Origin of the sequence: Paracoccus fistulariae (genome assembly GCF_028553785.1) — a bacterium.
Taxonomy (GTDB): domain Bacteria; phylum Pseudomonadota; class Alphaproteobacteria; order Rhodobacterales; family Rhodobacteraceae; genus Paracoccus; species Paracoccus fistulariae.
The window spans coordinates 547,556-565,750 of sequence record NZ_CP067136.1 but is presented as its reverse complement, the minus strand read 5'-3'; the positions used below and the strand labels follow the sequence as shown (position 1 = coordinate 565,750).

The following is an 18,195-nucleotide window of genomic DNA, read 5'->3' as shown; positions in this document are numbered from 1 at the left end:
ACTCCTCAGCTACCGTCTGCCAGCAGCGGCAGACCCAGAAGTCGGGCGGCCGTGTCGTGGCAGACCTTGCGTTTCGTGGCCGCGTCCAAGGGCGCGGTTTCGATGAATGCGGTCGCTTCGGCGCTGTCCTCGTAGGGATAATCGATCGAGAACATCACGCCATCCGGTCCCATCTCGCCCAGGGCGCCCATCAGCGCCGCATGCGAGTTCACCCCGGATGTGGTGATCAGGATATTCCGGGTGAAATAGTCGGATGGCGCGCGTTGCAGATCGATGCCGGTGGGATAGGCATTGAACCGGGAATCAAAGCGCCAGCGCAGGAAGGGCAGCGCCTCGCCCATATGGCCCAGAACCAGCCTGACACCGGGATAGCGGTCGAACACACCGCCAAACAGCAGCCGCAGGGCGTGGCTGCCGGTTTCGACGCCCCATCCCCAGACCGCGCCATGCAACACCGGCTGGCCCTCAAGCACATGGGGCGTGGCAAAGGCATTGCCGGGATGAAGGTAGAAGGGAACCTGCAGCCGTTCCAACTCGGCCCAGAAGACATCGTATTTCGGATCGTCGTAATAGCTGCCCTGGCTATGCCCGTTCACCAGACAGCCGCGAAAACCCAGATCGTCCACCGCGCGCCGCAATTCGGCAGCCGCCGCATCCGGGTCATGCATCGGCAGGGCGGCCAGGCCCGACAGCCGGTCACGGCGCGGCGCGATCTTGTCGGCCAGGAAATCATTCGCCCGCTGCGCCATATGGACAGCGGTTTCGACCGGCTCGCCCTGCGCACCGGGACCGGTCAGCGACAGCACCGAATGGGTGATGCCGTCACGGTCCATCGCCTCGATCCGTTCGCCGTCGAAATCGACCAGCCGCCGACGCAATGTCTGGGCCTGATCCGTCGGGATCAGCTTCAGGAACGCCTCGGAATGCCGTTCAAAGCCGGGCGCAAGGAAATGCTCCTCGAAGGTGATTTTCGGCGTCATGTATCCTCCTTATGCGACTCGTGGGCCGCTTATTAATGCAGTATACTGTATTTATTATGACAGCAATACCGCGGTGTCAGACATAGGGTCACATCAGTGACCGAAACGAAAAATCCTTTCAGAACAGCAGATCAGGAACCAGCGTCGCGATTCCCGGCACATAGGTGACCAGCAGCAGCACGATCAGGTTCACGATGATGAAGGGCCAGACCCCGGCGATGATCTCGGTCACCGGCTTTTGCAGCGTCGATGAGGCCACGAAGAGGTCCAGACCAAAGGGCGGCGACACCATGCCAAGGGCGATGTTCACGGCAACGATCATGCCGAAATGCACCGGATCGACGCCCAGGCTGACCGCCACCGGGAACAGCGCGGGCACCAGGATCAGCTGGATCGAGTTCGGGTCGATGAACATGCCTGCAATGATGAAGGTGATGTTCACCACCATCAGAAAGACGACCGGCCCGACCTGAAAATAGGCCAGCGCATTGATCAGCGCGTTCGGGATCTGCGCCATGGCGATGAAATAGGACAGCGCCGTGCCCAGGGCCAGCAGCAGGAAGATCACCGCGTTCTGGATCGCCGATCTTTCGGCAATCGCGACGAAGGCGCGGAGATCGAGGCTGCGATAGATGAAACCCTCGACAAGGATGGCATAGACGACGCTCATCACCGCCGCCTCGGTCGGGGTAAACAGGCCGCTATAGATGCCGCCCAGGATCAGCACCGGCATGCCCAAGGCCCAGCCGGCATCGCGAAAGGCCTGCCAGATCTGGGACAGGCTGGCGCGCGGATCGCCCTGAACGCCGGTCCGCCGCGCCTCGATGGCGGTCAGCACCGCGAAGGCAAGGCCCAGAACCGCGCCGACCGACAGGCCCGCCGCAAACAGCGCCGCGATCGAGGTGCCGGTGATCCAGCCATAGACGATCAAGGTGATCGAGGGCGGGATCAGCAGCGCGGTTTCGGCGCTGGAGACGATCAGCCCAAGCGAAAATCGGTCGGTGAATTTCACCCGCCGCAATTCCGGATACAGGATCTTGCCCATGGCCGCGACCGTCGCCGGGGCCGAGCCCGAGACCGAGCCAAAGCCCATGGCGCCGCCGATGGTCGTATAGCCGATGCCGCCGCGCGCATGGCCGACCAATGCCCGGACCAGCCCGGTCAGCCGTTTGGCGATCTGCCCCTGCCCCATCAGTTCGGCCGCAAACAGAAAGAACGGGATCGCCAGAAGCAGCGACTGGTTGATGCCGCTGGTCATGCGCTGCGGCACGATGATCTGGGGCAGGTTCGCAAACAGCCCCGCCTTTACCGCCAGGGTCGGGATCCCCAGCACCATCAGCATTTCAAAACCGCAGATCAGCAGGATCAGCGCCAGAAACCCGATACCGATACCCAGGATCATTGGCCTGCCTCCGATGCTGTGTTGAAGCGGTCGATGAGGCCGAAAAGGCTGCAGCCATAGCGCAGGGCCAGCAGCAGAAAGCCGATGCAGGGCGCGACATAGATCCAGCCGATGGCAATCCCCATGGTCGCGCTGACCTGCCCCGAGGCAAAGACAAACTGCGCCATATTCCAGGATTGCCAGGCCATATAGAGCGAGAAGGCCAGACCCGTCGCATCTATGATCCGGGTCAGCGGCAGGCCGGTGCGGGCGGCGATGCGCTGGCGCCAGCTGTCGACCGCCACCTGCTTGCCCAGTTCCAGCGCAAGCCCTGCGGCAAGGAACACCAGAAAGATGTTCATGGTGCGCACGACCTTGTCGATCCAGCCGAAGCTGGTGGCGGCCGACCCGCCCCACAGGCGGATCAGCACATTGAAGGCGAAAAGCCCGGTCATCGCGAACAGCAGCACGACAAGGCTGGTCCGCTCGAACATCCGAATGATCGAGAGTAACTGTTTCATCTGATATCAGGTGCTTGTCTGGTGTCCGGAGGTCTAGTTCATGACCGTGTCATAGGCCGCCTGATAAGCGTCGAACAAAGCCTGACCCTCGGATCCTGCCTGCTTCAGAAAGGCGTCGCGGGCCGCCGGGAACATGGCATCGCGAAAGCGCGCGCGCTGATCATCGGTCAGTTCGGTGACGGTCAATCCGGCCTCGCGGATCGCGGCCAGCGAGGTTTCGGCGGCGGCGGTCTTATGGGCGATCATCTCGGGGATCACCTCGTCGAAGGAACTTGTGATCGCCAGACGCTGATCGTCGCTCAGCCTGTCCCAGACGGCCGGGTTGAACAGGATGACATTCTCGATGGCGCCATGCCCCGACAGCGTCAGATAGTCCTGAACCTCGAAGAATTTCATGTTGAAGATCGTGTCCAGCGGGTTTTCCTCGCCGTCGACGATCCCGGTCTGCAATGCGGTGTAAAGCTCGCTGAACGGAATGGGCACCGCCGTCACGCCGACGGGCTTGAAGGATTCGACCAGCACCGCGGACTCCATCACCCGGAACTTCTGGCCAGAGAACTCTTCAAGGGTCGAAATCGGCCGGTCAGAGGTGAACTGCTTGGTGCCGTTCGGGTACAGTCCGATGCAGGTCACGCCGCGCAGATTGAAGCTGTCGCAGAAGGCATCGGCAAATCCGCTGTCGCGCACGGCCTGCGCCTGCTGCGGATCGCCGGGATAAAGAAACGGGATATCCATGATCGAGGCCAGCGGATTGAACCCGCCCATGAAGGCGACAGGCCCCGCCGTCGCATCCAGCGCGCCGAACTGCACGGCCTCGGTCATTTCGCGCTGTCCGCCAAGCTGGCTTTGCGGATAGATCTGAAAGCTGACTGCGCCGCCGGTCTTTTCGCCGACCTTCTCTGACAGCCGCTCCAGCAGGACCTGCGTGGTCGAATGTGGCGATTCCACATGACCGATCCGCAGCGACACCTCTTGCGCCAATGCGCCACCGGCCCCCAGAAGAACGGCAACGCTTCCCCATGCAAATTTCGACATGAACGACATATGGCTCCCCTTCCATATTTGTGCGTATACTGCATATCTAGTCAGTATACTGTACATAGTCAAACGAAATTACCGGGCTACGGTGAAGGGTGGCAAAGCGAAGCATTGCGACCGGCTGCGCGGACCCTTGGCGATCCCGGCTCAGCCGCCTTCATCCCCAAAGACAGCGCATCCACAATCCGGTTGCCATATACCCCGTCTGGGTATAGCAAAAATCTTGGATATCCGGCGAAGGGGCAGGCATTGGCGCGCGGCATGCAGAACAGGGATGCGATCCTGAAGCGCCTGTCGCGATTGAACGGGCAGGTCCAGGGCGTGTCGCGCATGGTCGAGGACGGGCGCGATTGCATCGATGTCCTGAACCAGACCGCCGCCATCCGCTCTGCCCTGCGGGCGGTCGAACGTCTGCTGATCGAAAACCACGCCAGAAACTGCATGGAAGACGCTATCCAGTCCGGCGATCAGGACCGTCAGCGGATCATGTTCCGCGAGGTGGTCGGGCTGCTGGAAAAGGTGCGTGAATGATGCCTGCGCTGCTGTCATTCGCGCTGGCGCTGCTGCTGGCTGTTGCGATGCCCATGGCTTCGGCCGGCACAGCATCGGCGGCAGAGGCGCAGGTAAGCATGATGGCAGATCTGAACGAGCAACATGCCTGCTGCACCGGGCCGCAGGGCAGTTTTCACGGTGACTGCAATGCCTGTGCCGCCTTGGATCTTGCCAACGCAAAGCCCCAGGTGATCGCGCTACCGCGCGTGATCCGCTATGAGCGACCGTCGCGACCGGTCCGAACGGCCTTCCAGCGTTTGCCGCTGCCTCCTCCCCGATCTGCCGGAGCCTGATTCCGCCAGTCGCCCCTTGGGCCGAAAGATTTCACCCGCGCCTTTCCGGTGGCACACCGACAGTGGCGCGATGTTTTGAACAGGAAAGCAGATATGAGTATTCGACAGCTTTCGCGTCGTCAGACCATGTTGGGCCTTGCCACAATTCTGGCCACGACATCCGGGGCCTCGCTGGCGGCCAGCGGTCAGGCGGCCGCACCAAATCTTCTTCGCATCGTCAAGGATCCGAATTGCGGCTGCTGCGTCACCTGGGCCGAGCTTGCGGTTGAGGCAGGCTTTGATATCGAGGTGAGCGAAACCAGCGACTACGGCGGTATGAAACGCGCCGCGAATGTACCAGAGGCGCTTTGGTCCTGCCACACGGCAAGGATCGGCGGCTATGTGATCGAAGGGCATGTGCCCTTTGCCGCGATCCGTCACCTGCTGGACCAGCGGCCCGACATCACCGGAATCGCGGTTCCGGGCATGCCCGACGGATCCCCCGGAATGGGTGGCGGGGTCGATGCGACAGCCCGCGTCACCGCCTGGGGCGGGACGGCCGGGGCGGCGCACCCCTTCGCTTTTGAAAGCTGACGCAGATGCGGGTCGGATCGCCTGCTTGCTTTGCGGGGCCGGGTCTGGCCCTAATCGCATCACCAATGGCCCGGTCGGGGCCGCGCAATCCTGCACCACTTCACAGCGGCCAGCGCCGATCGAATGCTGCCCGCCCAACCCAAGAACCAATCAGAGGATTGAACTTCATGCAGAAAAGAACCGCCGCCATCGCCCTGACGCTGCTGATCGCCGCAGGCTGTACCGCACCCACCACGCAAAAGGCCGCCGATGCGGAATCGCCCTATCCGATCCCGAATGAGGTCGTCGCCATTGCCGGTCCCAATCAGGACCTGACAACGGCGCGGCTGGATCCCTCGGACGATTGCTACTGGTACTATCACGCAGGCCCGGTCGAGACGACGCTGGTGCCGCTGCGCGCGGCGAACGGCAACCAGATCTGCAACGCCCGACCAAGCTGATCGGGCCGCCGTCGGAGGGCTGCGATCAGCTCATCGCAGTGACGCTGCCTTCCGGCGAATACAGATAGGCGGTCGAGCCCAGCTTCACCAGCGGATAAAGCTGGTTGATATGCGCCATGACCATGCGCACACAGCCAGAGCTGGCGCGGCTGCCGATGGATGTCGGGAATGGCGTGCCGTGGATGCGCAGATAGGTGTCACGGTCGCCGACATAAAGATACAGCGCCCGCGAACCCAGGGCGTTTTTCGGTCCCGGCTCCATGCCGTTGGCATATTGCGCGTAAATCTCTGGCTCGCGGTCGATCATGTTCTGCGTCGGCGTCCAGTGCGGCCATTCGACCTTGCGCTTGATCTTGTAGGTGCCCGGCTCGTACAGATCATCCCGGCCAATCGCGACGCCATAGCGCATCGCGGTGCCGCCTTCCTCGATGTGATAGAGATATCGGGCCACCGCATCGACATGGACGTCGCCCGGCACCAGCCCGTCATTGGCCAGAACCCGCTGCGGCAGAAAGCGCGGATGCAGCCCCCAGGGGTTGGGATAGGACGGCGTCACCTCGGCATCCCAGGCCGCCTTCTGGGCGGCATCGGGCCATGATGAGGCAAAGACCGGGGTCGCGGCGGCCGCCGAGAACAGCGCGGTCGTCGTTCGGATAAAATGTCTACGTGTTAGCATGGTGCTACTCCTTACGTGTTTTGATCAGATAATCCAAGGGTTGCGACCCTTGAGTGTTCGGCATGTCATTTGTGCGCGGCGCTTGGGCATCGTCCCAAACAGGCATCCCGCAGGTGGATTTTCCGGGCCGCATGACGGGGTTTCCTGCATGGCGGTCATCTAGGCCGCGACCGCGAGGGTGGTCATCATGCCGCTGGCCATATGCGGCATGTGATGGCAATGCAGCATCCATTCTGCCGCCTCGCCCGCATCCAGCGCCACGGTCACGCGGGCCATGGGCGGCACATAGACCGTGTCGCGCAGCGCACCGGCAAGGCGAGTGCCATTGATCGCGACGACCTGAAAATGGTGACCATTCAGGTGCATCGGGTGTCCCATCATCGACATGTTATGGAACGTCATCTCCACCCGCTGGCCCGAGACTGCGGCGACCGGCACCCGGTCCGCGAAAACGCGATCGTTGATGGTCCAGCGATAGGGCTGCATCTGTCCGCCCAGCATCAGCATGGGCGTGGTGTCGGCGGCGCGATCCGGCAGGGGCGTCACGGCCTGCAGGGCAGCTTCCTGCGTCAGATCGAGATCGAAGGCCGGGGCCGGTTGATCCGCCATATCCGATATCTTCGGCACCTCTGCCCCGGCGGTCGCCAGGATCAGGCCGGTGCGTTCGCGGGCTCCCTCTCTCAGCGCAAGGATCGGCCAGGCGCCCTGCCCGTCCGGCAGATCAAGCGCGATGTCCAGACGCTGGCCCATGGCAAGGCCAAAGCGTGTCCCCGGCACAGGCCGGATCGGCTGGCCATCCACGGCGACAAGCCGACCGGCCAGCTCTCCGCTGTCGATCCAGAAGACGGTCGCGGCGGCGGCATTGATGACGCGCAGCAGGATGCGACCGCCCTTTTCAACCCGCTGGATATCCGGGTCGTTCAGGGTGCGATCATTCGTCAGATAGGCGTCGAAATCGAAATCGTTCAGATCCATCTGCATGCCCGCCATCGACATGCCGTCCCCGGTCGGCGCGCCCATCGCGGCCATATCATGCCCGCCGCCCTGCGCGCTCATCGCGCCATCGACCATGCCATCGGCGTCGCCATGCCCCTTGCCCGACCCGATCTCTGCCAGAACCTCCTCGGGTGAGCGGAATGAGAAATCATGCAGGAACATCACCACCTCCTGCCGGTCCGCCCGCAGATCCTCGGGCCGAAGGACGATCAGCGGCGCGGCCAGCTGGCGCATTTCCTGCAACGGAATGTGGCTGTGCATCCAATGCGTTCCCGCTGCGGGCTGATAGTCATAGGATCGCGTCTCGCCGGGTTGCAGCGGCGGCATTGGCAGGTCGGGCACGCCATCCTGCACATTGGGCGGGATCTGCCCGTGCCAGTGAATGATCGTGGGTTCGGCCAGATCGTTCTTCAGATCAAGGCGGAAGGGCTGGCCCGGCTGCAGCGTCAGGCCGGGGGATCCTGCGCCGTCTGTCAGGCCAAAGACGGTGGCGGCGCGCCCGTCCACATCCAGCGTGCGGGTCGTCGCGCGAAGGGTCAGGGCGGCGCTTTGAGCCATATTTCGGCGCGGCATCGCAAAGATCGCCGCCGTGGCGGCCGATGCGGCCATAAAACCACGGCGTGTCGGTCTGTGTGTCATCTGATTTATCCATCATGCCCCGTGGGGCGAACAAGGTCGTGCACCGTCGGACGGTGCGGCAAAGCCGATGTTCAGATGGATCTTGGAGGGCGATATCCCGGCCCGACAAGGCGGCCCTCATGCGTCACCGCCGCGAATTGGCGCTTCAGTGATCGTTCCGTCTCGACGGGCGCGAATGGCGCCGCCGTCAGCCAATGGGTCGGTGTTCCAAGGCAGATGATCGCGCAAAGATCGGACATCCCAGTCGAGGGCGACTGATGCGCGGTACGGTCATCCTGCGCGTCGGGACTGACCGCCTTGGCCATCGAGACGACGATATGCATATCGGGCATGTTTCCCGCCTCTGCCGTCTGGCCATGCTGCATCATGCCGCCTGCGGCGATCAGAAAAATCAACACTGAACCTATCCAGCGGAGAATCATGACCCCTCGGATTCCGAATATTCGCCTATATGGTAATGATACGACCACATTCATTCAATTCACGGATTGATCAACTGCCCCCACCGGGTCAGCCCGCAGCAGCATGTTGACCTGGTGAAAGCGGCCGTCACGCGCTGCACCGCGTCAGCGCATGACGGCGCGTTCCATCACGCGAACGACGCTGTCCGGGGCACGGCCAGCGCGGGATCGTCAAGCCGCAGCCAGCCATCGGCATCAATTGCGACCGGGGCCGGGTCGGCGATCTCACCCACAAAGCTGCCGCCGCCGGGATTGTGCAGAAACCCCATCAGCGCCAGACCGTCGCCGGTATCGAGAATGCGGGCGGCGTATCGGTCAAGCGCGGGGTCGCCGTCCAGAAACGGGCCGGGCGCAATCTGCCAGGGGCCGCGCGGATCGTCGGCCACCAGATAATGCATCCCGCGCACGGGCGCACCGGGATAAGAGGCCGCGTAGCCCGCCGAATAATGCTGAACATCGGTGCAGAACAGGCAATACCAACGGCCCTCGGCCGAAAACACCTGCGGCACCTCCATCTGGCCGAACAGCCCGCCCGCGAATACCGGGTCCTGCAGGGTCCAGACCTTCAGGTCAGGCGAGGTCGCGAAGCCGATGGCACCCCCGGCATTCGGCTCGGCCACATTCGGGACGCGGGCGGTGAAATACATCAACCAGCCCTCGCCCGACGGATCGCGCATGACCCAGGGGTCGCGCATCGCGCGATCGGGCCAATGCGCGGGCGTCAATTCCTCGTAGCGATGGTCGATATCCAGCGCCAGACCGTCGCCCACCCGCTCCCAATGGTGCAGATCGCGGCTGGTCGCATGGCCGATCCGCTGTTTCAGCCCGTTTTCCGCCCGGCAGGATCCGGTATAGAACAGATGCCACAGCCCGTCATCGCCCTTGACCACCGAGCCTGTCCAGGTCGTGTAATCGTCCCATGCGGGGCCCTCGGCCGGTCCGAACGAGGTGCCGTGATGGGTCCAGTTGACCAGATCGGTGCTGGTCGCATGCCCCTGCGTCGCATTGAAATGGCGCAGATCGGGATCGACCAGCGACTTGTCGGCCTGCAGGAAATAGGCATGCCAGGTCTTGCCATCGCGGATATACCAGCTGTCCCAGATCCATTTATGTTCCAAGGCGATTGTCATGAAGGCTCCTGTTGAGTGGCGTGGCGGGAAGGATATTGCGCGCTGTCGATGGACAGCCGCCGGGACTGGCACAACGGTGTCTGCGTCAGGGCTGCGGATAAGGGCGCATTGCGGGGATGGTCACCTGTGCGGGCCGGGGATCACCGAGGCGCGCCAGCGAAGCTGCCCCTTCACCTCGATCCGCGTGCCCGGTGTCAGCGGCTCTTCACCGCGCAACTGGCCCAGCATCAACCGCGCGGCGGCCTCGCCCATGCTCTGATAGGGCAGTTCCATCGTGGTCAACTGGGGATAGAGGGTTTCCGATATCACCCGGTAATCGTCATAGCCCGCGACCGACATCTGTCCCGGCACGGACACGCCGCGCGCGCGCAGCATGCCGAATACGGCAATGGCCAGCCTGTCATTCGCACAGCACAGCACGCTCGGCGGATCCTGCCGGGCAAGCAGCCGGTCGATGGCCTCGGCCAGGTGGTCGCGTTCCGATATGGCGCTTTCTTCATCGCCGATGATGATCAGGCCCGGATCCGGGGCGATCCCGGCCTCGCGCAGCGCGCGGTTGTGACCGTCCAGCCGCAATTTCTGCGCGACGAAATCCTCGGGCAGGGTCAGATAGCCGATCTGGCGGTGCCCCTGCGCGATCAGGGCGGCAGTCAATTCATATTGGCCGGTGGCATCGTCGGGCAGGATGCAGGGCGTGCCAAGATCGTCGAATGCATTGACCAGCACGACAGGGCTGCCGCTGCCCTGTGGCAGGGCGACGCGTTGATGATGCGGCGCGATATAGAATATGCCCTCGACCCGGTGTTCGCCCAGATCGCGCAGGAACCGCGGGATCTTGTCGGTCTGCGCCCCGATGTCAGAGATCAGGGCCGTGATGCCATGCTCGGCCAGGGTGCTTTGGATCTTCTGCACGATCAGAAAGGCGGGCAGACCGCTTGCCGCGCCTTCGGAATGGCGGCCATTGATGGCGCCGGTCAGGATGCCGACCAGCCCGGACTGGCTGGACCGCATGCTGCGTGCCGCGCGCGAGGGCGTATAGCCCAACTCGTCGATCACCTTTTCAACCCGCTCGCGCGTCTCGTCGCGCACCAGCGCATCGCGGTTGATCACGCGCGATACGGTCTTGGGCGACACTCCGGCCGTGCGGGCTACATCGTAAATCGTTGGCAATCGCTTCCCTCGCTGTTCCTACTCGACGCAATCCCGCTGGTTCAGTCAAGCATTGACACCGATGTCATAAATCATTAACCTTCGACAAATCAACAGTTCGGCATCCGTCCTCTGGATCATGCCGAAAGACCACGCCTTTGGGAGGGGGCGGTGCTCGACCGCGATGCGGCGCCGGTTGAGGGGGAGCCATTCATTTCAGGATTTCGGGCCCGGATCCGGGCCAGGGTCAGCGCATTCAAAGGCGCTGGCCGGGGACGGATTTTGCCGATCCAACCACCATCCATGCCCCTTATCGGGGCGCAACTAAAAGGGAAGCCGCAACCTCCGCGCGGAACTCGGATGCCGGAAGCCACCCTGACAAGCCACGACGAACTGCCTTCGATGTAACCCAGATTTACAGGAGATATTTGACCGTGAGTATTACCGCTAATGATCAAAGCGCGGCCGCCGTGCCACGCAAGGGCAGCGCAACTGCCCCGTTATCCTTCCTGGAAAAGGTGGGATATGGCAGCGGCGACATGGCATCCCAGTTCTACATGGGATTCTTCAACATCTTCCTGCTGTATTATTATGTGGATGTCTGGGGCGTGTCGCCGACCGGCGTGGCGACGATGTTTCTGGTCACCAAGGTGATCGATGCGATCAGCGATCCGGCCATGGGGATCATCGCGGACCGGACGGATACCCGTTGGGGCAAATACCGGCCATATCTTCTGTGGGGCGCGGTTCCCTATGCCGCCCTGGGTTATCTGCTGTTTCTTGGTCCCGACTTTCCCTCGGCGGGCAAGCTGATCTTTGCCTATGTCTCTTATTCGCTGATCATGCTGGGCTATACCCTGATCAACGTGCCCTATTCTGCCCTTCTGGCGGTGATCTCTCCGGTCTCGGCCGAGCGGACCAAGGCCACGCAATACCGCTTTGTCATGGCCTCGATGGGCACGATCATCATTGGCGCGACGGCCAAGCCGCTGGTTGACTGGATCGGCGGCGGGGACGAGCTGCTGGGCTTCCGCGGCGCGGTGCTGGTATTCGCAACGCTGACCGTCATCCTGTTCCTGTTCACCTTCTTCACCACGACCGAGCGGGTGCGCCCCAAAAAGCATGACACCAGCATCAAGGAGGATCTGACGGTCCTGCGCAACAACACGTCCTGGATCATCCTTGCGCTGTGCAGCATCCTGATCGTGGTCGGCCTGGTCGCGCGGATTTCGTCGACCGCCTTCTTCACCAAATACAATATGTCGCTGGGAACCGAAAAGACCTTGTGGTGGATGGATTCCACGACGCTGATCATCACCGGCGGTTTCGTCGCGCAGCTTCTGGGCGCGTTGGTCACGCCATCGCTGCTGAAATGGGCGGATAAGCGTCAGCTGATGATCGGCAGCAACCTGCTGTTCGCCGCGTCGATCTTTGCCACCTACATGATCCCGCCCACCATGTTCATGCCGACCATGCTGCTTTACGCGGTGGGGATCTTCGCCTTCGGGATCATCATCACGCTGGTCTTTTCGATGTATACGGATTGCGCCGAATACGGGGAGTGGGTGTCGGGTCACAACAGCGCCGGGCTGACCGTGTCGGCATCCATGTTCGCGCTGAAATTCGGCTCTGCCGTGGGCAGCGCGGTTCCCGGATTCGTGCTGGGCTACTATGGCTTCGTGAAGGATCAGCAGCAGACCGAACAGGCGCTGTCGGGCATCGGCATGATGTGGAACATCATCCCCGCCTTCTTCTTCCTTGGCGCCGCCATTCTGATGGTTTTCTACCGGCTGGACGGTCCGACGATGGACAAGGTCGAGGCCGATCTGCTTCAGCGCCGCGGCGAGGCCTGAGGGCGAACCGCGAAGGGCGGCCCCGGTCGCCCTTTCACGCCCGGATTTCAGACGGGCGCGCATGTCAGACATTTCGCCTTAAGACTTTTCGCGGAGACCGAACAATGCCCGTAACCATTCCCCCGCCCGTCGCGGAACACTTTACCGACGGAATCCGGCATCCCGATCTTTACCTGTGGGATGCGTGGTCCTTTGTCGCGCCAGAAGGTGACATCCACCTTTATTCGCTGGCCGTCAGCCGGACCAAGGCCGACGGATCGCGCCTGACCCCGGCCGAGCGCAACAGCTTTCCCTTTCACATCCGCCATTTCACCTCGACCGATGACGGGGCAAGCTGGGCGGATCGGGGAAGCCTGCTGGAGCCGCGCAGCGATCCGGAATCGCCCGACGCGCGCACGATCTGGAGCGGCTCGATCGCGCCATTGCCCGATGGCAGGATTCTTCTGGCCTATACCGGGCTTTACGAGCTTGGCCCCGAGCAGTGCTTTCTGCAAAACCTCATGCTGGCGCTGACCGATGGTGACAAGGTGACCTGGCGCGCGTCCACACCGGTGCTTTGCCCGCGCCGCGATTGGGACATGATCACGCAGGCGGGCTATTATCTGGCCGATCGCGAGGCTTTGGGCCACAGCTCTGGTGAGGCGGGCGGACCGATCATGGCATGGCGCGATCCGTTCATCTTCATCGATCACGAGGGCGTGATAAACCTGTTCTTCAGCGCAAAGACAGATCCCACGACAGGCGCGATGGGCCGCGCGACGCTGCGACCAGAGGGTGACGGTTTTCAGCTGGACAGGCTGTTCCCGCCGATCCCCCTGCCCGACAGCGCGCAGTTCACCCAGTTCGAATTGCCCAAGATCTACCGGGACGCGACACTGGGCAACTATATCCTTATCGGATCCACCTGCAGCCGCCGCCACGAGAACCAACCCGATTCCGAGGTGGAAAAGATGATGCGCATCTACCGCTCTGCCTCAGTCGACGGACCATGGCAGCCCTGCGGCAACAAGGGCAGCGAATTGACGGGGCTGGATTTCCTGTTCGGCATGACGGTGCTGCGGCACGAGAATCAGGCGAACAGGCTGCTTTGCATGGCGCCCTATACCGATGTGGCAGAAGCCGACAAGGGGCTGACCTTCGCCCCCGCCTTTCGGCTTGATCTGGACCTTGGATAAGGTGTCGGGCTGGTTCCCCGACAGGCGCGCCATCGCCGTCTTCTGTGCGACAAAGCGGCGCCTGCCGCTTTGTCGATGGTCGGTGAGGTGCCGCAACATGGCTGCCCCTCATCTGGCGGCAGGATGCGGGTGACCCTTATTCCGCAAGTTCTGGTTTGACGGCCTCGCCCCGCCGCCTGCGCATGCCGTCGCGGATCAGCGCCTTGATCAGGGAAACCCCCATCAACACCATCACCACCGAAAAGGGCAGCGCGCCGATAATCATCGCGGTATTGATCGCATCAAGCCCGCCGGCCACCAGAAGCCCGCCGATCACCAGCGTGAAGATCGCGCCCCATGTCAGGATGTGGATCCGGCCCTTGGGGCTTTCATCGCCCGCGGCCGAGATCGTGTTGACGATCAGCACCGCCGAATCCGCCGAGGTGACCAGATATGTCAGCAACAGCACCACGATCAGGGCGGACATCATCTTGGCCAGCACCGGCGTCAGCAGATAATTGATGATTTCGAACAGTTGCGAGCTGATACCGGCCCCGGTGATCTGATCGCCCGCCCCGCCATTCAGGGTCAGGTCGATGGCCGTGCCGCCGGCGAAGGAAAACCAGACGCAATGGATGATCGTCGGGACGATCATGGCGCCCAGCACATATTCGCGGATCGTCCGCCCGCGCGAGATGCGGGCCAGAAACAGCCCGACAAAGGGGGCGAAGGCGATCCACCAGGCCCAGTAGAAAATCGTCCAGGCGCCCTGCCATTCGGCAAGCTGGGTGGCCACGCTGCCCTCGACACCGTCCGGGCGCCAGATGGTTGTCACCATGCCGGGCATGGCGATGACATAATCCCAAATCCCCAAGAACAGCGATTTCAGCGCGAAGATTGTCGAACCGAAGATCAGCAGGAAGGCCAGGACGAAAAAGGACAGGCCCATATTGATATTCGACAGCCATTTGATGCCCTTGCCGACCCCTGACAGCGCGGACACTGTCGACAGGCCCATGACGATCAGCAGCGCGACCAGCATCGCCGTTACGGTGGGCGTGCCCTCGTCATTCATCAGCCAGCCCATGCCGGTGATATTGTGGACCCCGGCGGCAAATTGCGACACGCCATAGCCCAATGTGACTGCGACGCCCAGAACCGTGGCGATCACCGACAGGATGTCGAACAGATGCCCCAGCGGACCTTCAAGCGAGCGCCCGAAGAGCGGCGTCAGCGCCGAGCGGATCGTCAGTGGCAAGCCCCGCACATAGGCAAAGAAGGCCAGGGCCAGCCCGATCATGGCATAGCATCCCCATGCCGACAGGCCCCAGTGGAAGAAGGACCATTTCATCGCGTTGCGCACATTATCCGCTGCCATGGCGGTGGCTTCGCCCATAATCACTTCGGGGTTGGAGGCCAGATGGAACAGGGGCTCGGCGCTGGAATATGTCAGCATCCCGATGCCGGTTCCCGCGCCGATCATCATCGAGATCCATGAAAATGCGGAAAATTCAGGCCTGCTTTCTGCACCGCCCAGACGGATGCGGCCGGTTGCGGGCAAGGCGGCCAATGCGATCGACACGATCAGGTAAAAGGCCATGGCATACATGTACCAGCTGCCGGTATTGGCATCTATGGTCGAACGGATGCCGCTCAGGACCGCGCCGGCATTCTCTGGCACGGCGATGGCCCAGACGATCAGGATACCGATCAAGGCCTTGGATCCAAGCGTCACCGCCTTCGAGAAGCCTTCGTAGAAACCTTTCTCTTCGGTCGGGATATCAAGATCCGTTACAGGTGGTTTGATAGACGTCATTTGCTCCTCCCTGACGTTCATTCCCGCTCAGCGCATGACGAATGGATCCGGGATCGGATCCTCGCTTGTCCTGAGCCAGACGGCCTTGACCGTCGTGTAATCCAGCGCCGCCGCGATCCCCCCTTCGCGGCCATGTCCGGATAATCCATAGCCCCCGAAAGGCGCGATCGGGCTGACGGCGCGATAGGTGTTGACCCAGACGATCCCCGCCCGGATACGGCGGATCAGGCGATGCGCGCGGGCCAGGTCGCGGGTAAAGACCCCAGACGCCAGACCGAATTCCGTCGCATTGGCGATCCCGACCGCTTCGTCTTCGGTATCGAAGCCGACGACCGACAGCACCGGGCCAAAGAATTCCTGCGTGACGCAGGGCGCATCGGGCGTCGCCGAACAATCAAGGATCGTGGGCGGGAAATAGAAGCCCTCGCGATCCAGCGCCCGCCCGCCGGTGATCAGCCGCGCGCCCTGTTCAACGGAACGTTCGATCAACCCGATGGCATGCTCGCGCTGACGCAGGGTGCAGAGCGGTCCGATCTCGGTCGCCATCTCGTCCGGGGGTCCGATCACCGCGCTTTCGGCCTTGCGGCGCAGCGCATCCAGAAAGGCATCCCTGATCGAATTCTGGACGATCAGACGCGACCCGGCCACGCAGCTTTGCCCGGTCGCCGCGAAGATGCCCGACACCTGCGCATTCACGGCGCTGTCGATATCCGCATCGCCAAAGACGATGAAGGGCGATTTGCCGCCAAGTTCCAGCGAGGTCGAGGCCAGATTTTCGGCCGAGTTGCGCAGGATATGCCGCGCCGTGTCCGGACCGCCGGTGAAGGCGACATGGGCCACCTTGGGATGGCTTGTCAGCACCGCGCCGCATTCCGCACCAAAGCCGGTGATCACGTTCAGCACGCCTTTGGGGAAGCCCGCCTGATCAAAGATCCGCGCGAATTCCAGCAGCGGCGCCGGCGCCTCTTCCGAGGCTTTCAGCACCACGGTGCAGCCCGCGGCAAGGGCCGGGCCGATTTTGACCGCCGACAGGAACAGCTGCGAATTCCAGGGCACGATGGCCGCCACCACGCCAATCGGTTCGCGCCGCAGCCAGACCTCCATATCGGGCTTGTCGATGGGCAGATGCGCGCCTTCGATCTTGTCGGCAAGACCTGCATAGTAACGGTAATATTCCGCGACATAGGCGATCTGCGCGCTGGTTTCGCGGATGATCTTGCCGGTATCGCGGGTTTCCAGCGCCGCCAGTCGCGGCGCGTTTTCGGCCAGCAGATCGGCCAGCCGCATCAGCAGCCTGCCGCGCTGGCTGGCCGTCATGTCGGCCCATTCGGGCGCATTGAACGCCCGCGCGGCGGCATCGACCGCGCGGTTCACATCGTCGCGCCGCGCCTCTGGCATCAGCGCCCAGGGCTGACCGGTCGCCGGATCGAGGCTTTCGAACTGCGCCGATCCGTCCAAGAATTCGCCGTCGATATAGTGCTGAAAGCGCTGCATTGTGACCTCTTACTGAAAGGCGGGCATGACCTCGGCGATGAAGCGTTGAAGCGAGGCTTTCTTGCGCGCGAATGTCATGCTGGAATCGATCCAGAAGGCATATTCGTCATAGCCAAGCGCCTCGTAATGCTTCAGCCGGCGGATCACGTCCTGCGGCTCGCCAATGACCAGATCGCGCTCCATCGCCTCGGGCGAATAGAAGGGATGGGCGGCGATTTCCGCATCGCTCAGCGGCGCGATCAGGCCCTGTTCGATCTCGCGCTTGTTCATGAACCACGCGCCGAAATAGCAGTAGAAGCGGTTCAGCTCTTGCGCGGCGACCTTCACATCCGCCGGGCTGTCCGCGACATAGGTGTGCTGCAACAGCATGATCCTGGGACGGGGCTGGTCTGGATATTTCTGGCAGGCGGCCTTGAACGTCTCCATGAGGAAGGCGATTTCCTCTTCGCCCTTCCACAGTGGCGTGACCTGCACATTGCACCCTTGCGAGACGGCAAATTCATGGCTGTTGGGATCGCGCGCCGCGACCCAGATCGGCGGGCCGCCCGGTTGCACGGGCTGCGGGGCCGAGGTGGTCTTGGGGAAGGTATAAAATTCGCCCTCATGGGTATAATCGCCCTTCCACAGCGCCTTTACCGCCGGGATCAGCTCGCGCATGCGCTGGCCCGCGCCCCAGGCGTCAAGGCCCGGCAGCAGCCGCTCATATTCGAAATTATAGGCCCCGCGCGCGATGCCTAGTTCAAGCCGACCATCGGTGATGATGTCGACCATCGCAGCTTCGCCCGCCAGACGGATCGGATGCCAGAAGGGCGCGATCACGGTGCCGGTGCCAAGCCGCAGATTTCTTGTCTGTCGGGCAATATCGACAAGGCTGATCAGCGGATTCGGAGCGATGGTGAAATTCATGCCGTGATGTTCACCTGTCCAGATGGCATGCATGCCGCCTTCGTCGGCAATCCGGCACAGCGCCAGAAATTCGTCATAGATCCGCCGCTGATCCTGTTCGGCCGAGATCCGCTCCATATGCGCGAAGAGTGAGAATTTCATGC

18 protein-coding genes are annotated in these 18,195 nt (G+C 62.5%); 6 read left to right on the top strand and 12 right to left on the bottom strand.

Annotated elements, in window-relative coordinates; all coding sequences use genetic code 11:
• Nucleotides 1–5: 5 nt before the first annotated feature.
• From JHX87_RS02895 to JHX87_RS02880, 4 genes are all read right to left on the bottom strand, one after another.
• The gene (locus JHX87_RS02895; protein ID WP_271886343.1) at nucleotides 6–980 is read right to left on the bottom strand and encodes an amidohydrolase family protein; all 975 of its coding nucleotides are present in this window, start codon (nucleotides 978–980) and stop codon (nucleotides 6–8) included.
• A gap of 118 nt (nucleotides 981–1,098) precedes the next feature.
• Complete coding sequence (locus JHX87_RS02890; protein ID WP_271886342.1) at nucleotides 1,099–2,382, bottom strand: TRAP transporter large permease; 1,284 nt, start codon at nucleotides 2,380–2,382, stop codon at nucleotides 1,099–1,101.
• Nucleotides 2,379–2,882: a TRAP transporter small permease gene (locus JHX87_RS02885; RefSeq protein WP_271886341.1), complete on the bottom strand. Its 504-nt coding sequence runs from the start codon at nucleotides 2,880–2,882 to the stop codon at nucleotides 2,379–2,381. The genes JHX87_RS02890 and JHX87_RS02885 overlap by 4 nt, the downstream gene beginning before the upstream one ends.
• Nucleotides 2,883–2,915: 33 nt before the next feature.
• Nucleotides 2,916–3,917, bottom strand: a complete 1,002-nt coding sequence (locus tag JHX87_RS02880) for a TRAP transporter substrate-binding protein (protein ID WP_271886340.1) — start codon at nucleotides 3,915–3,917, stop codon at nucleotides 2,916–2,918.
• A 264-nt stretch (nucleotides 3,918–4,181) separates the two neighbouring features.
• Between JHX87_RS02880 and JHX87_RS02875 the strand changes: the two genes are divergently transcribed.
• From JHX87_RS02875 to JHX87_RS02860, 4 genes are all read left to right on the top strand, one after another.
• On the top strand, nucleotides 4,182–4,451 hold the full coding sequence (locus JHX87_RS02875; protein WP_271886339.1) for a metal-sensitive transcriptional regulator: 270 nt from the start codon (nucleotides 4,182–4,184) through the stop codon (nucleotides 4,449–4,451).
• Nucleotides 4,448–4,765 (top strand): hypothetical protein, encoded by a 318-nt coding sequence (locus JHX87_RS02870; protein ID WP_271886338.1) that lies wholly within the window; start codon nucleotides 4,448–4,450, stop codon nucleotides 4,763–4,765. The genes JHX87_RS02875 and JHX87_RS02870 overlap by 4 nt, the downstream gene beginning before the upstream one ends.
• Before the next feature lie 93 nt (nucleotides 4,766–4,858).
• The gene (locus tag JHX87_RS02865) at nucleotides 4,859–5,338 is read left to right on the top strand and encodes a DUF411 domain-containing protein (RefSeq protein WP_271886337.1); all 480 of its coding nucleotides are present in this window, start codon (nucleotides 4,859–4,861) and stop codon (nucleotides 5,336–5,338) included.
• A 167-nt stretch (nucleotides 5,339–5,505) separates the two neighbouring features.
• On the top strand, nucleotides 5,506–5,778 hold the full coding sequence (locus tag JHX87_RS02860) for a hypothetical protein (protein ID WP_271886336.1): 273 nt from the start codon (nucleotides 5,506–5,508) through the stop codon (nucleotides 5,776–5,778).
• A gap of 25 nt (nucleotides 5,779–5,803) precedes the next feature.
• Here JHX87_RS02860 and JHX87_RS02855 read toward each other — a convergent pair whose 3' ends face one another.
• The 5 genes from JHX87_RS02855 to JHX87_RS02835 all read right to left on the bottom strand — a co-directional run bounded on the left by JHX87_RS02855 (nucleotide 5,804) and on the right by JHX87_RS02835 (nucleotide 10,850).
• Nucleotides 5,804–6,454 carry a L,D-transpeptidase gene (locus tag JHX87_RS02855; RefSeq protein WP_271886335.1) on the bottom strand — a complete coding sequence of 217 codons (651 nt, stop codon included), beginning with the start codon at nucleotides 6,452–6,454 and terminating at the stop codon, nucleotides 5,804–5,806.
• 159 nt (nucleotides 6,455–6,613) lie between these two features.
• On the bottom strand, nucleotides 6,614–8,089 hold the full coding sequence (locus JHX87_RS02850) for a multicopper oxidase family protein (RefSeq protein WP_271886334.1): 1,476 nt from the start codon (nucleotides 8,087–8,089) through the stop codon (nucleotides 6,614–6,616).
• 71 nt (nucleotides 8,090–8,160) lie between these two features.
• On the bottom strand, nucleotides 8,161–8,487 hold the full coding sequence (locus tag JHX87_RS02845; RefSeq protein ID WP_271886333.1) for a hypothetical protein: 327 nt from the start codon (nucleotides 8,485–8,487) through the stop codon (nucleotides 8,161–8,163).
• Between the two features lie 191 nt (nucleotides 8,488–8,678).
• Nucleotides 8,679–9,680 (bottom strand): glycoside hydrolase family protein, encoded by a 1,002-nt coding sequence (locus JHX87_RS02840; RefSeq protein WP_271886332.1) that lies wholly within the window; start codon nucleotides 9,678–9,680, stop codon nucleotides 8,679–8,681.
• A 120-nt stretch (nucleotides 9,681–9,800) separates the two neighbouring features.
• The gene (locus tag JHX87_RS02835; protein ID WP_271886330.1) at nucleotides 9,801–10,850 is read right to left on the bottom strand and encodes a LacI family DNA-binding transcriptional regulator; all 1,050 of its coding nucleotides are present in this window, start codon (nucleotides 10,848–10,850) and stop codon (nucleotides 9,801–9,803) included.
• 413 nt (nucleotides 10,851–11,263) lie between these two features.
• On the opposite strand from JHX87_RS02835, the gene JHX87_RS02830 reads away from it, so the two are divergent.
• Both JHX87_RS02830 and JHX87_RS02825 read left to right on the top strand, forming a co-directional pair.
• Nucleotides 11,264–12,682 carry an MFS transporter gene (locus tag JHX87_RS02830; RefSeq protein ID WP_271886328.1) on the top strand — a complete coding sequence of 473 codons (1,419 nt, stop codon included), beginning with the start codon at nucleotides 11,264–11,266 and terminating at the stop codon, nucleotides 12,680–12,682.
• 104 nt (nucleotides 12,683–12,786) lie between these two features.
• Entirely contained in the window at nucleotides 12,787–13,857 is a 1,071-nt protein-coding gene (locus JHX87_RS02825; protein ID WP_271886326.1) for a glycoside hydrolase family protein, read from the top strand.
• A gap of 136 nt (nucleotides 13,858–13,993) precedes the next feature.
• Here the strand turns inward: JHX87_RS02825 and JHX87_RS02820 are convergent, their stop codons facing one another.
• Genes JHX87_RS02820 through JHX87_RS02810 form a run of 3 tightly spaced genes read right to left on the bottom strand, consistent with a single transcriptional unit; the run spans nucleotide 13,994 to nucleotide 18,193 of the window.
• On the bottom strand, nucleotides 13,994–15,652 hold the full coding sequence (locus JHX87_RS02820) for a BCCT family transporter (RefSeq protein WP_271886324.1): 1,659 nt from the start codon (nucleotides 15,650–15,652) through the stop codon (nucleotides 13,994–13,996).
• Nucleotides 15,653–15,679: 27 nt separating this feature from the next.
• Nucleotides 15,680–17,146 (bottom strand): aldehyde dehydrogenase, encoded by a 1,467-nt coding sequence (locus JHX87_RS02815; protein ID WP_271886322.1) that lies wholly within the window; start codon nucleotides 17,144–17,146, stop codon nucleotides 15,680–15,682.
• Nucleotides 17,147–17,155: 9 nt separating this feature from the next.
• Nucleotides 17,156–18,193 carry an LLM class flavin-dependent oxidoreductase gene (locus JHX87_RS02810; protein WP_271886319.1) on the bottom strand — a complete coding sequence of 346 codons (1,038 nt, stop codon included), beginning with the start codon at nucleotides 18,191–18,193 and terminating at the stop codon, nucleotides 17,156–17,158.
• Between the last annotated feature and the right edge of the window lie 2 nt (nucleotides 18,194–18,195).